This window comes from Sphingomonas sp., assembly GCF_048595155.1.
GTDB lineage: Bacteria > Pseudomonadota > Alphaproteobacteria > Sphingomonadales > Sphingomonadaceae > Sphingomonas_I.
On record NZ_JBMDXN010000009.1, the window covers coordinates 38722 to 55669 of the forward strand.

Annotated in this window: 14 protein-coding genes; 6 read left to right on the forward strand and 8 right to left on the reverse strand. The window is 64.2% G+C overall.

Annotation, left to right across the window (positions count from 1 at the left end; all coding sequences use genetic code 11):
• Nucleotides 1-4 precede the first annotated feature (4 nt).
• Both ubiB and ACOJSI_RS02020 read right to left on the reverse strand, forming a co-directional pair.
• The gene (gene ubiB / locus ACOJSI_RS02015) at nucleotides 5-1537 is read right to left on the reverse strand and encodes a 2-polyprenylphenol 6-hydroxylase (protein ID WP_420136584.1); all 1533 of its coding nucleotides are present in this window, start codon (nucleotides 1535-1537) and stop codon (nucleotides 5-7) included.
• Nucleotides 1538-1544: 7 nt separating this feature from the next.
• Nucleotides 1545-2288, reverse strand: a complete 744-nt coding sequence (locus ACOJSI_RS02020; protein ID WP_420136585.1) for a class I SAM-dependent methyltransferase — start codon at nucleotides 2286-2288, stop codon at nucleotides 1545-1547.
• A gap of 46 nt (nucleotides 2289-2334) precedes the next feature.
• Here ACOJSI_RS02020 and mutM point away from each other — a divergent pair, with 46 nt between their 5' ends.
• The 4 genes from mutM (at nucleotide 2335) to ACOJSI_RS02040 (ending at nucleotide 7072) form a co-directional block, all read left to right on the forward strand.
• Entirely contained in the window at nucleotides 2335-3150 is an 816-nt protein-coding gene (gene mutM / locus ACOJSI_RS02025) for a bifunctional DNA-formamidopyrimidine glycosylase/DNA-(apurinic or apyrimidinic site) lyase (protein WP_420136586.1), read from the forward strand.
• A 161-nt stretch (nucleotides 3151-3311) separates the two neighbouring features.
• On the forward strand, nucleotides 3312-3575 hold the full coding sequence (gene rpsT, locus ACOJSI_RS02030) for a 30S ribosomal protein S20 (protein ID WP_420136587.1): 264 nt from the start codon (nucleotides 3312-3314) through the stop codon (nucleotides 3573-3575).
• A gap of 409 nt (nucleotides 3576-3984) precedes the next feature.
• Nucleotides 3985-5388 carry a chromosomal replication initiator protein DnaA gene (gene dnaA / locus ACOJSI_RS02035; protein ID WP_420136598.1) on the forward strand — a complete coding sequence of 468 codons (1404 nt, stop codon included), beginning with the start codon at nucleotides 3985-3987 and terminating at the stop codon, nucleotides 5386-5388.
• Nucleotides 5389-5482: 94 nt separating this feature from the next.
• Complete coding sequence (locus tag ACOJSI_RS02040) at nucleotides 5483-7072, forward strand: hypothetical protein (RefSeq protein WP_420136588.1); 1590 nt, start codon at nucleotides 5483-5485, stop codon at nucleotides 7070-7072.
• Nucleotides 7073-7132: 60 nt separating this feature from the next.
• Here ACOJSI_RS02040 and acs read toward each other — a convergent pair whose 3' ends face one another.
• From acs to ACOJSI_RS02055, 3 genes are all read right to left on the reverse strand, one after another.
• On the reverse strand, nucleotides 7133-9082 hold the full coding sequence (gene acs, locus ACOJSI_RS02045; RefSeq protein WP_420136589.1) for an acetate--CoA ligase: 1950 nt from the start codon (nucleotides 9080-9082) through the stop codon (nucleotides 7133-7135).
• A gap of 10 nt (nucleotides 9083-9092) precedes the next feature.
• Complete coding sequence (locus tag ACOJSI_RS02050; protein ID WP_420136590.1) at nucleotides 9093-10073, reverse strand: bile acid:sodium symporter family protein; 981 nt, start codon at nucleotides 10071-10073, stop codon at nucleotides 9093-9095.
• 96 nt (nucleotides 10074-10169) lie between these two features.
• Entirely contained in the window at nucleotides 10170-10352 is a 183-nt protein-coding gene (locus ACOJSI_RS02055) for a CsbD family protein (RefSeq protein WP_420136591.1), read from the reverse strand.
• Between the two features lie 112 nt (nucleotides 10353-10464).
• Between ACOJSI_RS02055 and ACOJSI_RS02060 the strand changes: the two genes are divergently transcribed.
• On the forward strand, nucleotides 10465-12048 hold the full coding sequence (locus tag ACOJSI_RS02060; RefSeq protein WP_420136592.1) for a peptide chain release factor 3: 1584 nt from the start codon (nucleotides 10465-10467) through the stop codon (nucleotides 12046-12048).
• Nucleotides 12049-12102: 54 nt separating this feature from the next.
• Nucleotides 12103-13692: a serine hydrolase gene (locus tag ACOJSI_RS02065; RefSeq protein ID WP_420136593.1), complete on the forward strand. Its 1590-nt coding sequence runs from the start codon at nucleotides 12103-12105 to the stop codon at nucleotides 13690-13692.
• A gap of 5 nt (nucleotides 13693-13697) precedes the next feature.
• On the opposite strand, the gene ACOJSI_RS02070 is transcribed toward ACOJSI_RS02065, so the two are convergent.
• From ACOJSI_RS02070 to ychF, 3 genes are all read right to left on the reverse strand, one after another.
• Nucleotides 13698-14153: a MaoC family dehydratase gene (locus ACOJSI_RS02070; RefSeq protein WP_420136594.1), complete on the reverse strand. Its 456-nt coding sequence runs from the start codon at nucleotides 14151-14153 to the stop codon at nucleotides 13698-13700.
• Nucleotides 14150-15355 (reverse strand): ectonucleotide pyrophosphatase/phosphodiesterase, encoded by a 1206-nt coding sequence (locus ACOJSI_RS02075; protein ID WP_420136595.1) that lies wholly within the window; start codon nucleotides 15353-15355, stop codon nucleotides 14150-14152. The genes ACOJSI_RS02070 and ACOJSI_RS02075 overlap by 4 nt, the downstream gene beginning before the upstream one ends.
• Before the next feature lie 93 nt (nucleotides 15356-15448).
• Complete coding sequence (gene ychF / locus ACOJSI_RS02080) at nucleotides 15449-16546, reverse strand: redox-regulated ATPase YchF (protein ID WP_420136596.1); 1098 nt, start codon at nucleotides 16544-16546, stop codon at nucleotides 15449-15451.
• Nucleotides 16547-16948 lie beyond the last annotated feature (402 nt).

Genomic DNA, 16948 nt, shown 5'->3' on the forward strand with positions numbered 1-16948 from the left:
TGAATTAGTGCAGAAGCAGGCTTGCCGCGATACCCGCGGCCGCAGAAATCAGCGCGACCACGGCATAACGCCACCCACCACCAATCCGCAGGACCTCGACCTGCGGGAGCGGCGGCGGCGGCGGTGCAGCCCCTGGTGGCGGGTAACGGGCTTCGATCCGACGGACGAGATCCGGTATCCGCACCAGGGTGTCCAGATTGGCGCGCAGCCGTTCCGCAAGCCACGCTTCCGGCCCGAGCTCGTCACGCAGCCATTCCTTGACGAACGGACCGGCCACTTCCCACATGTTGATATCGGGATCGAGCGTCGTCGCGACGCCCTCCACCATCACCATCGTCTTCTGCAGCAACAGCAGATGCGGCTGCGTTTCCATGTCGAAATCGCGGGTGATCGCGAACAGCCCGTCCAGCATCTGGCCGATCGAGATATCCTTCACCGGCAGGCCGCGGATCGGTTCACCCACCGCGCGCAATGCCGTGGCGAATTCCGCCTGGTTATGATGCGGCGGCACATAGCCCGCCTCGAAATGGATCGCGGCGACCCGCTCGTAATTCCCCGTGATCAGGCCGTGCAGGATCTCCGCCAACCATAAGCGCGCCTGGCGATTGACGCGTCCCATGATGCCGAAGTCGATCGCGACCAGCCGGCCGTCGCGCAACGCGAACAGATTACCCTGATGAAGATCAGCGTGGAAAAAACCATCTTCGATCGCCTGGCGCAGAAAAGCGCGGACGAGGCAGGAGGCCAATGCCCGCAGATCGTGTCCGGCAGCGATCAGTTCGGCGCGCTTGGACAGCTTGATGCCGTCGATCCATTCCAGCGTCAGCACGCGGCGGGTGGTACGGGTCCAGTCGATTGCCGGCACCGCAAAGCCGGGTTCGGCCGCCATATGTTCGGCCAGTTCGGACGCGGATGCGGCCTCCCGCCGCAAATCCAGTTCGCGCAACGTCCATTGGCGGAAGGTGGCGATGGTCAGCCGGGGCCGCAGGCGGGCAATTTCGCCGCCGAACGCCTCCGCCTGCGCGGCGGCCCATTCATAGGTCTCGATGGCGCGCGCCATCTCTTCCTCGATCCCCGGACGCAGCACCTTGATCGCAACCGGACGGCCGTCGAGCGTTACCGCGCGATGAACCTGCGCGATCGATGCGGCGCCGATCGCGTCCGGCTCGACCGCGGCGAACAGCTGGTCCAGCGGCTTTTCCAGGCTGCGTTCGATCGCCTCGCGGATGGTCGCGAAAGGCACCGGCGGAATGGCATCCTGCAGGCGGGCGAGATCGTGCGCGGCCTCTTCCCCCACCAGATCCGGGCGCGTCGCCAGCGCCTGGCCGAGCTTGATAGCGGCAGGGCCGATGGCCTGGAAAGCATCGGCGTAACGCGGCGTGGCGGGTACGCGCACCCCAATGCTTGCGATCTTGATCAGACGGCGGACGGGTGCCGGCGTGTTAAGATCACGTTCTAACCCGCGCAGCGCGCCGTGACGGGCAAGAATGCGGCCCCAGCGGAACAGCCGCCAGATGTGAGTAGCAGGACGCGTCATGCGGCGGTCAGATCTTCCAGCCGGAATGGATCGCGACGAGCCCGCCCAAGATGGGTTCGGCCTTCGCCTGCACGAAGCCAGCGTCCGCAATCATGCCGCGAAACTTTTCCATGTCGGGAAAGCGGCGGATCGATTCGATCAGATAGCGATAGCTATCCTCATCCTTGGCGATGATCTTGCCGAGCTTGGGCACGATCTTGTGCGAATAGGCGTCATAAACATCGGCGAATCCCGGCCACAGGGTGGTCGAGAATTCGAGACAGAAGAAGCGGCCGCCGCGCTTCAGCACGCGATGCGCCTCTGCCAGTGCGCGATCGATGTGCGTGACGTTCCGAATGCCGAACGCGATCGTATAGGCGTCGAACGTGGCGTCGGCGAAGCTCAGCGTTTCGGCATTCTGCACTGACCAGGCAAGATCGGTCAGACCCTTCTTCAGCGCCCGTTGCTCGCCAACCTCCAGCATCGCCGGATTGATGTCGGACACGGTCACGTCGGCGCCCCGGGCCTTCATGCGAAAGGCGATGTCGCCCGTACCGCCTGCCATATCGAGGATATGCTCACCGGCGCGCGGCTTCACGCGCGCAACGAAGCGATCCTTCCACAAGCGATGCATGCCGCCTGACATCGCATCGTTCATGATGTCGTATCGGCGCGCGACGCGGGCGAAAACTTCGCCGACCTTGGCGGTCTTCTCGGCGGGGGTGACTTCGGAATAGCCGAAGGAGACGGTGTCGGGGGCGGCATCACTCATGGGAAGGCCCATAGCGGGGCTGCGGAAGATCGGCTAGCGGCGCGACATGCCGGAGCTTCCCGAAGTCGAGACAACGATACGCGGCCTCCGCCCCGTCCTGGCGGGGCAGCGGCTGACGCGGGTGGAGGCGCGCCGTGCCGATCTGCGCCGCCCCATCCCGATCGATCTGCGTCAGCGGTTGACCGGCGCCACCGTCACAGCCCTAGGCCGCCGTGCCAAATATGGCCTGATCGATACGGATCGCGGCGACACGCTGATCTTTCATCTCGGCATGTCCGGCCGCTGGCGCATCGATCCCGACGAGATCGGCAAGCATGACCATTTCCTGCTCGAAACAGAGGCGGGGCACCGGTTGGCGCTCAACGATCCGCGCCGCTTCGGATCGCTCGATCTGATTCCAACCGCGTCACTTCCGGATTTTCCCGCTTTCCTCGCGCTTGGCCCCGAGCCTTTGGGCGCTGCGCTCAGCACGGCCTATCTTGCCGCGGTGCTTGAAGACCGGATCGCGCCGATCAAGCTATTGCTGCTCGATCAGCGCATCGTCGCTGGCCTTGGTAATATCTATGTCTGCGAGGCGCTCAATCTCGCTCGGATCAATCCACGCAAACCCGGTGGCCAGCTCTCGAGGCCGGCGCTGAAGCGGCTTACCTCCGCCATCCCGATCGTCCTCAACGCCGCGATCGATGCCGGCGGATCCACTTTGCGGGATTATGCGCGCCCCGACGGCGAACTTGGCTATTTCTCTAAGCAATTCCGGGTATATGGCCGGGAAGGCAAGCCATGCCCGTATGACCAGGGGATCATCCTGCGCCAGGTCGATGGCGGACGATCAACCTTCTTCTGCCCCCGCTGCCAGCGATAATAAGGCGCTTCTTCGGGAAGCTGAGGAATCGCATTTCGCCGCTAGTGGAACTCCCGATCGGGCCAGCGTTGACGAATCGCGACCGCTTATGTAGAGGCCGCACTTCACGGCGCGAGCCTGCTCGCCGCCGCAATCCCATTTGAGATCGAGGTCCATTACGCATGGCGAACACGCCGCAAGCCAAGAAGCGCATCCGCCGCAATGATCGCCGTGCCGAAGTAAACGGCGCGCGCGTCAGCCGCATCCGTACCTTCCTGAAGAAGGTCGAGCTGGCTTTGACGAGCGGCGACAAGGCGGAAGCCGCGGCGGCCTTGGCAGCGGCGCAGCCCGAACTGGCACGCGGCGTATCGAAGGGCGTGCTCCACAAGAACACCGCTTCCCGCAAGTTTGCACGCCTGACCAAGCGGGTTGCCGCGCTGGGTTGAAGCGCCTTCTCGCAACTGGAATTTCGAAGCCCGTCGACAGATAGTCGGCGGGCTTTTTGCTGTTGGTGCGAAGTCGACCGCATCACGCGGAATTCAAATGATTCTCTGCCATTATGACGGCCGCATTACAGCGCAGCTTTGTAAAATATCCTGATAATTCAATGTCTTAAAAGTTACGCCCGGAAAAAGCGGCGGTCTACCGCTGTCAATCTCTTTATTTCAAAATCGTGACGGCGCAGGCGCTTGAATAGCGGGTCCGGATGTACCTAAACTCACTGCGTTCGGTCGGCGATTCTCCGGCCCGAGCCAAACCAGCATCGTACGTTCTAGCGTGTGCGGGGGTTCGCACGCGTGGGGGTCGAATTTTTCAGATAGGCCGAATCCGGCGCCAAATATGGGCGTTCCGGGAATGGGAGACTTGTGGGTGGCGCAGTTGATTGACGCAGGGTTGGACGCGGATCAACTTCCGGCCGAGGCGGCCTGGAGCAGCATCCGATCGAGCCTGCGCAAGAGCTGCGGCGAACGCATTTTCGACGGCTGGCTGAAGCCGCTCAAGCTTGCGTCGTGCGATCCGGATTCCGGCGAAGTGCGCCTCGCTGCGCCGTCGGCGTTCATGGCGACATGGGTCCAGAATCATTTTGCCGAGCAGATTGGCGCAGCCTGGCGCGCGATGCTGCCGCAGGTGCGTCACGTGGTGATCGAAGCGGGATCGGAAGCCGCCCGTGCGATCGTCGAGGAGCCCGCACCTGCACTCGAAACGGTCGAGGCAGCACCGATCCCCACCAGCCGCGGAACGGCGCTCGATTCACGCTACAGCTTCGACAGTTTCGTTGTCGGCAAGGCCAACGAGCTCGCCTATAATGCGGCGCGGACCCTGGCGGAGGGCGGCAAGCTCGCCTTCAATCCGCTCTTCCTCCACGGCGGTACCGGTCTCGGCAAGACGCACCTGATGCACGCCATCGGTCAGGAATATCGCGCGCGGCACCCGGAAGCGCACATCCTGTACATGTCGGCCGAAAAGTTCATGTTCGAGTTCGTCTCGGCGCTTCGGGCAAAGGACACGCATAGCTTCAAGCAGCGCCTGCGCGCGGCCGACGTGCTGATGATCGACGACGTCCAGTTCATCGCCGGCAAGGATTCGACCCAGGAAGAATTCTTCCACACGATGAACGAGCTGATCTCGGCCGGACGCCGGCTGGTGATCAGCGCGGACCGCAGCCCGCAAAATCTCGACGGCATCGAAAGCCGCATCTTGTCGCGCCTGTCCTGGGGCCTGGTGGCCGACATCAACCCGGCCGATTTCGAGCTGCGCTACAATATCATCGTCAAGAAGCTGGAAGCGTTGCCGGCCGGCACGGTGCCGGATGAAGTCGCCCTGTTCCTCGCCAAGCGGATCAGCGCATCGATCCGCGAGCTGGAAGGCGCGCTTAATCGGGTCATCGCGTTCGCCACGCTCAACAATCGCGTGATCGATCTCGATTTCGCGCAGGAGGCGCTCGCCGAGCAGCTGCGCGCCAGCCAGCGTCGCGTTTCGATCGATGAGATCCAGCGCAAGGTGTGCGAGCATTTCCGCATTCGCCAGACCGAAATGGGGTCGGCGCGCCGTGCCCGCGAGGTCGCCCGCCCCCGCCAGATCGCGATGTATCTGGCCAAGCAGCTCACCCAGCGCTCGCTGCCCGAGATCGGCCGCCGTTTCGGTGGACGTGACCACACGACGGTCATCCACGCCGTCCGCACTATCGAAGCCCTGCGCGTCAAGGATGCCGAGATCGACGCCGATGTGCGTCTGCTGCTGCGCCAGCTCGAGGGGTGATCGGCTAGGCATAGCCGCGCAATATTGCGGCTTGCGATCTGCAAAGCCCGGTGGTTCCGAGCTTATCCAGCGGGCGTCGCGGCGCGCACCATGATTGCGGCAACGGATCGGCGCGACTAGCGTTGCCAGATCGGGGCAGCGAGGGGAGCGTGGGCTGAGCCAGATCCAGATCTTCCTGACGACCTTGCTTGCGGCCGAAAAGGCATGGGCCTTGCTCGATGCGGTTGAGGCCCATGGCTCGCAGGAGCTCGAGGAGGCCGTCAGCCTAGGCAGCGCCAGCGCGCAGTTGCTGACGCGTGTCGCTGGCCTTCTCTCTGTGAGCCAGCCGGAACGCGCACACGAAATCCTGCAGCAGGCCGCCGCCCTGGATGGCGCGCCCGCCCCTACCCAGCTCGCCTTATCGCGCAGCTTTCGTGCTCAGGGCCACGGCAGCGAGGCGAGCCATTGGCTACAGGGAGCGATGCTGCGGGCGCGTCCCGATGGCGCGTTGCTGTTGGAATTGGCGGCCATCGAGCTCGACCATGCGCGCTCCCTGGTCGATGCGGCGCGGGCCTTCCCCTGTCGCGACGCCTCTACTGCTCAAGACGCCGCATTGGCGCTGATCGCATCCGGCAAGCGGAAAGAGGGGCGGATCGCCGGCGATATAGCCTTTAAGGCTGGCGCGCGCGCACCGGAATTCCTGTTTCACTATAGCGCGCTGCTGGCCGATCGCGCGATGCGCGCCGATCCGCCATTGCCTGCAGGACCGCTTGGCATGCCGCATTGGTGGAACATCGCCACGCACGCCGCGCAGGCACGTTTGACGGCCGACTATCCGCCGACCGGGCTCCTTCCGGTCATCCGTGCGCGGGAAGAATCCGGCCAGTGGGTGAACGTCGATGCGCTAAGCTCCCTTTTGGCAGAGCGGATTGCGCGCGCCGAACCCTTTTCCTGGATCAGGCTAGGCGACGGCGAAGCCCGCTTCCTCCTCCACCTCGATCGCGATCTTCGGAGGGCGATTGCCGAGCATGAAGCAGAGGGCATGGCGCGGCAGATCTGGCATGTCTGGTTCGGCCAGGACATCACGTCGATCCCTGAGCGGGATCTGACAGAACTCGGTCAAAGGCTCGACAGATCGATCCGCGATGCCGATCTGCTCGGTGTCACCACAGTCGATCGGCTTATCGGTGATTCCACGCATTATGGCTTCTGCGCGGGTCTGGAAGTGTATCTGCAACGCTTGCTTGCGCCTTCAACGGATAGGCTGTTCACCGACGCCCTCGCCCCCATCACGCTCAACGAGCGGGATCCGTTTCTGTCATCGCTCTTGGGCAAGCTCGATTTTCTGGGCGTCATCAGTCCGCACGCCGATCTCGGCGATCGTCTCCAGCGCAAGCTCGGCATCCCGCAGGTGAAACATTATGAGATCCCGGGCGAAGGGCGGCTGGAGCGGTCACAAGAATTTCGCAATCGCGACGCTCATTATCCGGACGTTTACCAGCAGATGATGGCCCAGATCGACGTGCCACGGCGCGGTGCTGTTTACCTGGTTGCCGGCGGCCTCCTCGGAAAAATCTATTGTGATCGGATCCGGGAGCTGGGCGGGATCGCTCTGGACATTGGCGCGATTGCGGACGCCTGGATGGGGCATAATACCCGCGGAGGCGTACTAGAGGCATCCATGCGCCGGCAGCTTCCCGCCTGAACGGCCAAGAACGCGCCCGCCAGCGCACCCGTCGATCCTACCAGGAGTTATGAGTTTGCCCTAGGCGGGCGCGTTGGCGACCCTATTCCGGATCAGGTCGTCGACCACGCTTGGGTCCGCCAAGGTCGATGTATCGCCCAGGCTAGACACGTCGCCCTCGGCAACCTTGCGCAGGATGCGGCGCATGATCTTGCCCGATCGGGTTTTCGGGAGGCTGGGCGCGAACTGAATGGCGTCGGGGGTGGCGATCGGCCCAATCTCGGTACGGACCCACTGGGCCAGCTCCTTGCGCAAGGCGTCGCTCGCCTCTTCCCCTGCATTGAGTGTGACATAGGCATAAATGCCCTGCCCTTTGATGTCGTGCGGGAAGCCCACGACCGCGGCTTCGGCGACCTTGGCATGCAGCACCAGCGCACTCTCGACCTCGGCCGTGCCCATGCGATGGCCCGAGACGTTGATGACGTCGTCGACCCGGCCAGTAATCCACCAATAACCGTCTTCATCGCGGCGCGCGCCGTCGCCGGTCGTATAGACGCCGGGGAAATGCGAAAAATAAGTCTGGAAGAAGCGTTCGGGGTCGCCCCACACGCCGCGCATCAGCCCTGGCCAACTGCGCGCGATGACGAGATTGCCCGAGGTTGCGCCCTCCAGCACATGACCATCGTTATCGAGCAGCTTGGGCTCCACGCCGAAGAAGGGCTTGGTCGCCGAACCCGCCTTTAAATCGATCGCGCCGGGCAGCGGGGTGATCATGTGGCCGCCGGTCTCGGTCTGCCACCACGTATCCATGATCGGGCAGTGACCGGCGCCGACCACGTCGTGATACCAGCGCCACGCCTCCGGATTGATCGGCTCGCCGACCGAACCGAGGATGCGGAGCGAAGCGCGGCTCGTGCGCGTGACGAAGTCATCGCCTTCGCGCATCAGCGCGCGCAAGGCCGTCGGTGCGGTATAGAGGATCTCCACCTTGTGGCGATCGACCACCTGCCAGATCCGGCTGGCATCAGGCCAATTGGGAACGCCTTCAAACATCACGGTCGTGGCGCCGTTGGCGAGCGGACCATAGACGATATAGCTATGGCCGGTGACCCAGCCAATGTCGGCGGCACACCAGTAGATCTGGCCTGGACGATAATCGAACACCAGCTCGTGCGTCATGCTGGCCCAGAGCAAATACCCACCGGTGGTGTGCATCACCCCCTTGGGCTTGCCCGTCGATCCTGACGTATAAAGGACGAATAGCGGATCTTCCGCGTTCATCGGTTCGGCCGGGCAATCCGCCGCGGCGGCCGCCATCGCCGCATCATACCAGACGTCGCGTCCGTCCTGCATGGCAATCTCTGCGCCGGTCGCGCGGACGACAATCACCGTCTTGATTGTGCAACGTTCGGCCGCGGCGTCGACATTCTTCTTCAGCGGCACGGGTTTGCCACCGCGGCGGCCCTGATCCGCCGTGATGACGACGGTCGAACCGCAATCCTCGATCCGGCCGGCGAGCGCGTCCGGCGAGAAGCCGCCGAACACGACCGAATGGATCGCACCGATCCGGGCGCAGGCGAGCAAGGCGACCGCGGCTTCCGGGATCATCGGCATATAGACGGTCACGCGATCGCCCTTGGCCACGCCGCTGGCTTTCAGCGCATTGGCGAAACGACACACGTCGGCATGCAGTTCGCGATAGCTTATGTGACGTGCCGGCTCGGACGGTTCGTCCGGCTCCCAGATGATGGCGGTCTGATCGCCGCGTTCCGCAAGGTGGCGATCAAGGCAGTTGGCAGCGACGTTCAGGCTGCCATCGGCGAACCAGCGCACCCGGAAATCATCCTTGGCGAAACTGCTTTCGTCCGCCTTGGTCGGGAAGGTGGTCCAGTCGAGGCGCTGGGCCTGCTCCAGCCAGAAGGCATCCGGATCCGCCAGCGATCGGGCATACATATCGCGATAGGCCTCGGCATCGATCCTGGCTGTTTTCGCCCATTCCGCCGAAACCGGATAGATCGCGTCTTCGCTCATTCCCGCCCTCTCAACCTCGGTCTGAATTCGCTTCTTCTGTATCGCTATATCGGCGCGCGATGAACGCGCACGCCATAAGCTGCATCTGATGGAATAGCATGATGGGCAAGAGGATCACGCCCGTCTGGCCGCCGGGAAAGAGCACTTTAGCCATGGGCACACCCTGGAGCAGCGACTTCTTGGTCCCGCAGAACAGGATCGCGATCCGGTCGGCCCGGTCGAAACCGAGCACGCGCCCCGCGCCCCAGGTGAGCCCCAAGCCCAGCGCCAGCAGGACCGCGTCGACAGCGCACAGCAAAGCGAGCGCTTCCGGCGAGAGCTTATGCCATAGACCTTCGATGACGGCTGCGGAGAAGGCGCCGTAAACCGCGATCAGGATCGTCGATCGATCGGTCATGCCCACCAGTTTGCGATGGCGTGCGACCCAACCACCGATCCACGGCCGCAGAAGATGACCGGCGACAAACGGAAGCAGTATCTCCGCGGCGATCTTGCCGATCCCGCCGAGACCGACGCCGCCATCGCCATGGGCCCCCGCCATCAGCCCCATCAGGAGCGGTGTGAAGATGACCCCCAGCATCTGGCTTGCCGATGCGCTGGCGATGGCGGCCGGAACATTGCCCTTCGCCATCGATACGAAAGCGATCGCCGACTGAACCGTCGAGGGCAGTGCGCAGACGAAGAGAATACCGATCCACAGATCGCGCGGCAGAAGCGACGGCAGCGTCAGCACGCCGATCATGCCCAGCACGGGAAAGATAACGAAGGTGCACGCCAATATCGTGAGGTGCAGGCGCCAGTGGATAAGCCCGCCCACGATCTGATCGCGGGCAAGCTTCGCGCCGTGAAAGAAGAAAAGCATCACGATGGTGATCAGCGATAGCCAACCCACCAGGTCTGCGAACGCGCCCCGCGCCGGCAAGACGCTTGCCAGCAGCACGGTGCCAAAGAGGAAAAGGAGGAAAGGATCGGGGATGAGCCGGCGTAGCATAGGGCTCCCTAAGCGGGCCCGGGAACGATGCCAATCTCAGCCCTGTAAAATTGCGAGCAGCGGTGGCCGGGCGCGCGAGGCGCCCGGCCTATCCGGTCAGATCTTGTCGCCGAGCGCGCCCTTGACCGAACCCTTCAGGTTCTGGCCCTCGCCCTTCAGTTCCTGTGCCGAACCTTCGGCCTGCACGTCCGGACGATCGGTCGCGTCGCCAACGGCCTGCTTGACCTTACCGGCGATCTCATTCGACACGCCCTTAATCTTGTCAGTCAGTTCGCCCATGATCTGTCTCCTTGCTTGACATGGGTTAAACCCCAGTCCGCACAGACTTGTTCCTGACGGTGCGGCAGGTGGAGGTGACGGCGCGACGCCTGCCTGCTAGTCGCGCGCCATCATGGCATCCTCCGATCACAATGAACGCCGCACCTTCGCGATCATCTCGCACCCTGACGCCGGCAAAACGACACTGACCGAAAAGCTGCTGCTGTTCGGCGGCGCCATTCATGCCGCCGGCGAAGTGCGCGCACGCGGCCAGCAGCGGCGTGCGCGATCCGACTGGATGAAGATCGAGCAGCAACGCGGCATCTCCGTCACCTCATCGGTTATGACGTTCGAGCGGGAGGGCATCACCTTCAACCTGCTCGACACACCAGGCCATGAGGACTTTTCGGAAGACACGTACCGGACGCTGACGGCGGTCGATTCGGCCGTGATGGTGATCGATGCCGCTCGCGGTATCGAGGCCCAGACGCGCAAGCTGTTCGAGGTCTGCCGCCTTCGCAACGTGCCGATCATCACTTTCATCAACAAGGTCGACCGCGAGGGGCGCGCGCCGTTCGAGCTGCTGGACGAGGTGGCTGATGCGCTGGCGCTGGACGTATGCCCGATGAGCTGGCCGGCCGGGATGGGCGGCACGTTCGAGGGCATTTACGATCTGTCGAAGAATATCCTGCACCGCCCTGCCGACGATGCGACCGGCGCGTTCGAGGGCGACAGCGTGCCGGTCGGCGGCTTGGACGACAGCGACCTCGATATGTTGCTGTCGGCGGACGGCGTATCCCTGCTGCGGGAAGAGGCGGAATTGGCCTGTGCCGGTTATGCACCGTTCGACAAGGCCGCCTATCGCGCCGGCGACCTGACGCCGGTCTATTTCGGCTCGGCGCTGAAGGATTTCGGTGTCGACCAGCTGATCGACGCTCTGGCCGACTTCGCGCCCCCGCCCCGCCCGCAGCCGGCGGAGCCGCGCCCGGTTCAGCCGGATGAGGCGCAGGTCGCCGGTTTCGTGTTCAAGGTGCAAGCCAATATGAATCCGCAGCATCGCGACCGGGTCGCCTTCATGCGGTTGTGCGCGGGCAAGTTCCGGCGGGGCATGAAGTTGGCGCAGGTCGGCACGGGCAAAACGATCGCGGTCCACTCGCCGCTGCTGTTTCTGGCGCGCGATCGCGAACTGGCGGAAGAGGCTTATCCGGGCGACATTATCGGCATTCCCAATCACGGCACGCTGCGCGTCGGCGACACGCTGACGGAGGGCGAAGAGTTACGCTTCACCGGCATTCCCAATTTCGCGCCCGAAATACTGCGCCGCATCCGACTGGGTGACCCGACCAAGACCAAGCAGTTGCGCAACGCGCTCAACGACATGGCTGAAGAAGGGATCATGCAGGTCTTCCACCCGCAGATTGGTTCGAACTGGATCGTCGGCGTGGTTGGCCAGCTCCAGCTCGACGTGCTCATTTCTCGTCTGCAGGCGGAGTATAAGGTCGATGCCAGCTTCGAGCCGAGTCCGTGGGATACGGCCCGCTGGATATCGGCCGACGATGCCAAGATGCTCGACAGCTTCATCGGCGAATATCGTGCCGCCATGGCCGAGGATCGCGACGGGGCGCCCGTGTTCATGGCGAAAGACACGTGGGAACTGAACTATGTGTCCGGCCGCTTCCCCGATATCCGCTTCGCCGCGACCAAGGAACGCCGCTGAGCCTCTTCCAAGCGGCCGCATGACCGCCTAGCTTGTTTCCGAAGGGGAAACAGTGTGAGCGGATTTGCGAGCAGCCGGCGGGGCTTCATGATCGGCGGGCTGAGCGGCGTTGCGCTGGCCGGACTGCCCGCCCTCGCCGCCTCGCCGGCACGGCTTGAGGATTTGGCCGGCGAGTGGGCCGAGCGCTTCCGCGCCGCCTTTGACGTGCCCGGGCTGGCCGTCGCCGTCGTCCGCCAGAACCAGCCGGATTTCACGGAAGGCTATGGCGTGCGCGTGCTGGGCCAGCCGGCGCCGGTCGACAGGCACACCTTGTTCGGGATCGCGTCCAACAGCAAAGCCTTCACGGCGGCGGCGCTGGCGATGCTGGTGGATGCCGGCAAGATCGGGTGGGAAGATCCGGTCACGCGCTACATTCCCGAATTCCGGATGTCCGACCCGATCGTGACCAAGCTGATGACGGTGCGCGACCTGCTGGTCCACCGCAGCGGACTTGCGATCGGTGCCGGCGACCTCATGGAATTTCCTGCGAGCACCCACACGACCGACGATATTTTGCACGGCCTGCAATATCTGAAGCTGGAGCGCGGCTTTCGGGCGGGCTACGCCTATGACAATATCCTCTACATCGTCGCCGGCATCCTGATCCAGCGCGTAAGCGGGCAAAGCTGGGAGGATTTCGTAACGGCGCGGCTGCTGAAGCCGCTCGGCATGACCGAGACGGTCGCCGTACGCTCCCGCATCCGGACTGATAATGTCTCCGGCCGCCATGCGCGCCTGGGGCCGCCGATGCGCGGGATGGGACCGATGCGGGTCGTCCCGCCCGACGAGCAGGACAAGATCGCCGCCGCCGGCGGGATCAACACCAACGTCAACGACGTGCCCGCCTGGTTCCGCGTCCAGCTCAACCGGGGCACGCTGCCCAATAGTCAGGGGCTGTGGAGCGCCGCGCAGGCGCAGGAGATGTGGACACCGCAGACGATCACGGAAAGCGGCCCCGGCCCCGCCGCGGATAATCCGGCCCGACCGGTGATCGAAGCCTATGCGCTGGGCTGGGACGTGCAGGATTATCGCGGCCAGCGGCTGCTGTCCCATGGCGGCGGGCTGACCGGACAGATCACGCGCCACGCACTGCTGCCGGAATTGGGCTGCGCAGTGGCGGTCTACACCAATGTGGAAGACGGCTATGTGGCAACCGGTTTGCGCAACAGCCTGCTCGATTGGCTGGTCGAGGCACCGGCTTACGACTGGCTGGCGGCGATGCAGCGGCGGCGCGCCAAGCGCGAGGCCGATGCGCTGAAGGAGGTCTCCGGCAGCGGGCTGCGGCAGCCTGCGGGAGGATTGTCCCTCCCGCTTTCCGCTTATGCAGGGCGCTATCGGGACCCCTGGTATGGCGACATCGTCGTTGCCACCAAGGGGAAGCAGCTGACGATCGATTTCACCCGCACGCCCGTCTTCAAGAGCCTGCTCGAGCCATGGGGTCCGGACACGGTCCGCACGCGCTTCCCGGCAGAAGCGGGGGAGGATGCCGTCGTGACCTTCGCCGTCAAGAACGGCGCGGTCACAGGCGTGACGATGAAGCCGCTATCGCCGCTGGCCGACTTCAGCTTCGACTATCAGCATCTGGATTTCGTGCCCGTACGCTGAGTCGATCAGGCGGCGCGGCGGCGTATCATGACGTTGCTGAGATGACTCATCACGGGAACGTCATCCTGGTTGTAGAGGATGGTGCGGAAGCGGACGATGCCACGATCGGGCTTCGAGGCGGATGGGCGGGCGTCGATCACTTCGGCCTCCGCGCGGAGGCGATCACCGGCATAGACCGGCGTGAGCCAGCGCAGATCGTCCACGCCCGCGCCACCGAGAATGGCATCCCGGCTGTCGGCCGCCGCCCAGAAGTCGGCGGTCATGCGCATCCCCATGGCGGCGGTATGCCAGCCGCTCGCGGAGAGGCGACCGAACAGCGGATTGGCGGCGGCGGCATCGTCATCGAGATGAAAGGGCTGCGGATCGAACTTGCGTGCGAAATCCAGCATCTCCTCACGCGTCACCACGATCGATCCAAAGCGATCGCGCCGCCCGACCGGCAAATCCTCAAACCAGATCATCGCCGCCGCAATGCGTGCGCAAAGGGAAGGTCGACGCCGTCGATACCCGGCTTGGGCGGCAGGCCGAGCAGATCGCGCAGCAAAGGGTAAACATCGACATTGTCGAAGGTCGGCAACCGCCCGGCGGGCTTAATGGAGGGGCCAGAGGCGATGAAGAGGGCAAGCATGTCAGGCGCCGCATTGTCATAGCCGTGGCTGCCGCTGTCCACGCCTTTCTTCGGCATCTTGTCCAGCAATAGCCATCCGATGTCCGCAAGGCAGACGAACGGCGCGATCCGCGGGTTGTGGCCGAAATGAAGCCGCTCCGGCAGCGCGCCTTTGCGCAGGCAATGGATGTGCGGATGCGGACGCAGCAGGCTGGCCGCCAGTGCATCCTCACGCCCCGGCGTTGCTGCAATCGTCGCCACGGGGCCTTCGTCGATGACGTGATAGTCAGACGGCGTCGCGATATCGCGCAGCCATACGACCCGATCGGCAGAGGTCGCAGCCATGCCATGGTCCGCGACGATGACGAGGTTGGCCGGCTGATGCAGCGCGGCCAGCCCGGACTGCAGCGCCGCGATCTGCGCATCGATGTGGCCGAGCGCGGCATTCAGCTCGGGGCTGTCAGGACCAAAATGGTGCGCGGTCGTATCGATCAGATCGAAGTAGAGCGTGACGAAGCGCGGGCGCGACGCGGCGGGCCGCCGCAACCAATCCAGCACCGTGTTCACGCGCTGGGTGGCGGTGACATCCGCGCTGTAGGGAAACCAATCCTGCGGACGGACACCATCATAGGCGACGTTGGAGCCGGGCCAGAACATGGTGCCCGTGCGGATCCCGGCTTTCTCGGCGCCGGCCCAGAGCGGCTCCGCCTCGCTCCACCAAAAGGGATCATCGCTATTCTTGGAGGTGAAGATCTCGCCCGGCCGCGCGGCGTCCTCCATCTTGTTGCCGATGATGCCGTTCCGGTCGGGGCGCAGCCCTGTGACGAGGGTATAATGGTTGGGAAAGGTCTTGGTCGGGAAGGAGGGGCGCATGGCGGCGCTGATCCCGCGATGCGCCAGCGCGCTAAGCGTCGGCGTACGACCGCGATCAAGATAGTCGGCGCGAAAGGCGTCGATTGAGACCAGGATGGTGACGGGTGACCGTGCCGCCTGCGCCGGGGCGGCAACGATCAGCGCGAGCAGCGCCCATAATGCGTGTCGAAAGGGCCAGGGCATGGCCCGCGCGATGCCCCAGCTGCAAGGCGGATGGAAGGAGGATCGCGTTCCGTCCGTAGCGCCCGCGTTACACGCCCAATGTCCGGCGGCGGCTCAGACGTTGAAGCGGAAGAGCATCACGTCGCCGTCGTGGACGACATAGTCCTTGCCTTCGGAGCGCAGCTTGCCGGCATCGCGTGCGCCGGCTTCGCCCTTGTAGGTGACGTAATCGTCGAAGGCGATCGTCTCGGCCCGGATGAAGCCCCGTTCGAAATCGCTGTGGATCGCGCCGGCGGCCTGAGGCGCCTTGGACCCCTTCTCGATGGTCCAGGCGCGCGCTTCCTTGGGACCGACCGTGAAGAAGGTCAGGAGGTGGAGCAGATCGTAGCCGGCGCGGATGACGCGGGCGAGGCCGGTTTCGCTGAGACCCAGATCCGAGAGGAATTCGGCACGATCGGCGGGATCGAGCGTCACGATCTCCGCCTCGATCGCGGCCGACACGACCACGGCGCCTGCATTTTCCGCTGCGGCCTTTTCGAACACGCGGGCGGACAGCGCATTGCCGTCGGCAGCAGCACCTTCATCGACATTGCACACGTAGAGGACGGGCTTGGCGGTGAGCAATTGTGCCTGATCGAACAGGCGCTTTTCGTCATCGTCCTTGGGCTCGGTCAGACGCGCGGGCTTGCCGTCGCGCAGGAGCTCGAGCGCCTGGCCGAGCACCGATGCACCGGCCTTGGCTTCCTTGTCGCCCTGCTGGCCCTTCTTGATCAGATTGGGAACGCGCTTTTCCAGGCTTTCCAGATCGGCGAGCATCAATTCGGTTTCGACCGTCTCGGCATCGGCGATCGGATCGACCTTGCCTTCGACATGGGTCACCTCGCCCTCGAAGCAGCGCAGCACGTGGATGATGGCGTCGCATTCACGGATGTTGCCGAGGAACTGATTGCCGAGCCCCTCGCCTTTCGACGCCCCGCGCACCAGCCCCGCGATATCGACGAAGGCGAGCTGGGTTTCGATCTTCTTGGCGGAGCCGCCGATCTCCGCGAGCTTGTCGAGGCGCGGATCGGGCACGGCGACCTGGCCGACATTCGGCTCGATCGTGCAGAAGGGATAATTCGCCGCCTGCGCCGCGGCGGTTTCGGTCAACGCATTGAAGAGAGTCGACTTGCCGACGTTCGGCAGGCCGACGATGCCGCACTTAAAGCCCATGTCTCGCCTGAATATTTGAGGAAGCGCGTCCCATAGTGGCTGTACAACGCGAAGGCCAGTGTGGGGTGATTGTGCGGCGCAGATGGCCTGGTCCACGGTGCGTCTCGCTGGTGGCTCGATGGATGCTGAAACGAGTTCAGCATGACGGGGAATTTTTGGCGCCGTTCGTCCTGAGCGTGTCGAAGGACGGTTCTTTCTTATGGGCAGAGAGAAGGCGGTGCTTCGACAAGATCAGCACGAAGGGGACTGGGAATATAGGCGCGCGCAATGGGCTGCGGGTGCGCGGAGGCGGGGCTTGGTGGGCAAGCGTTCGATCGGCGCGGGTCCGCCACCTGCTCGGGTGGTGGGAGGGCAGGCAGTCTTGGCCTGGGTTCGGATCGCTCCGGACGGCGCCGCCCGCCA

Coding starts and splice junctions, on each gene's coding strand:
- ubiB (WP_420136584.1), bottom strand. CDS start 1,537: ATGACGCGTCCTGCTACTCACATCTGGCGGCTGTTCCGCTGGGGCCGC.
- ACOJSI_RS02020 (WP_420136585.1), bottom strand. CDS start 2,288: ATGAGTGATGCCGCCCCCGACACCGTCTCCTTCGGCTATTCCGAAGTC.
- mutM (WP_420136586.1), top strand. CDS start 2,335: ATGCCGGAGCTTCCCGAAGTCGAGACAACGATACGCGGCCTCCGCCCC.
- rpsT (WP_420136587.1), top strand. CDS start 3,312: ATGGCGAACACGCCGCAAGCCAAGAAGCGCATCCGCCGCAATGATCGC.
- dnaA (WP_420136598.1), top strand. CDS start 3,985: ATGGGAGACTTGTGGGTGGCGCAGTTGATTGACGCAGGGTTGGACGCG.
- acs (WP_420136589.1), bottom strand. CDS start 9,082: ATGAGCGAAGACGCGATCTATCCGGTTTCGGCGGAATGGGCGAAAACA.
- ACOJSI_RS02050 (WP_420136590.1), bottom strand. CDS start 10,073: ATGCTACGCCGGCTCATCCCCGATCCTTTCCTCCTTTTCCTCTTTGGC.
- ACOJSI_RS02055 (WP_420136591.1), bottom strand. CDS start 10,352: ATGGGCGAACTGACTGACAAGATTAAGGGCGTGTCGAATGAGATCGCC.
- ACOJSI_RS02060 (WP_420136592.1), top strand. CDS start 10,465: ATGGCATCCTCCGATCACAATGAACGCCGCACCTTCGCGATCATCTCG.
- ACOJSI_RS02070 (WP_420136594.1), bottom strand. CDS start 14,153: ATGATCTGGTTTGAGGATTTGCCGGTCGGGCGGCGCGATCGCTTTGGA.
- ACOJSI_RS02075 (WP_420136595.1), bottom strand. CDS start 15,355: ATGCCCTGGCCCTTTCGACACGCATTATGGGCGCTGCTCGCGCTGATC.
- ychF (WP_420136596.1), bottom strand. CDS start 16,546: ATGGGCTTTAAGTGCGGCATCGTCGGCCTGCCGAACGTCGGCAAGTCG.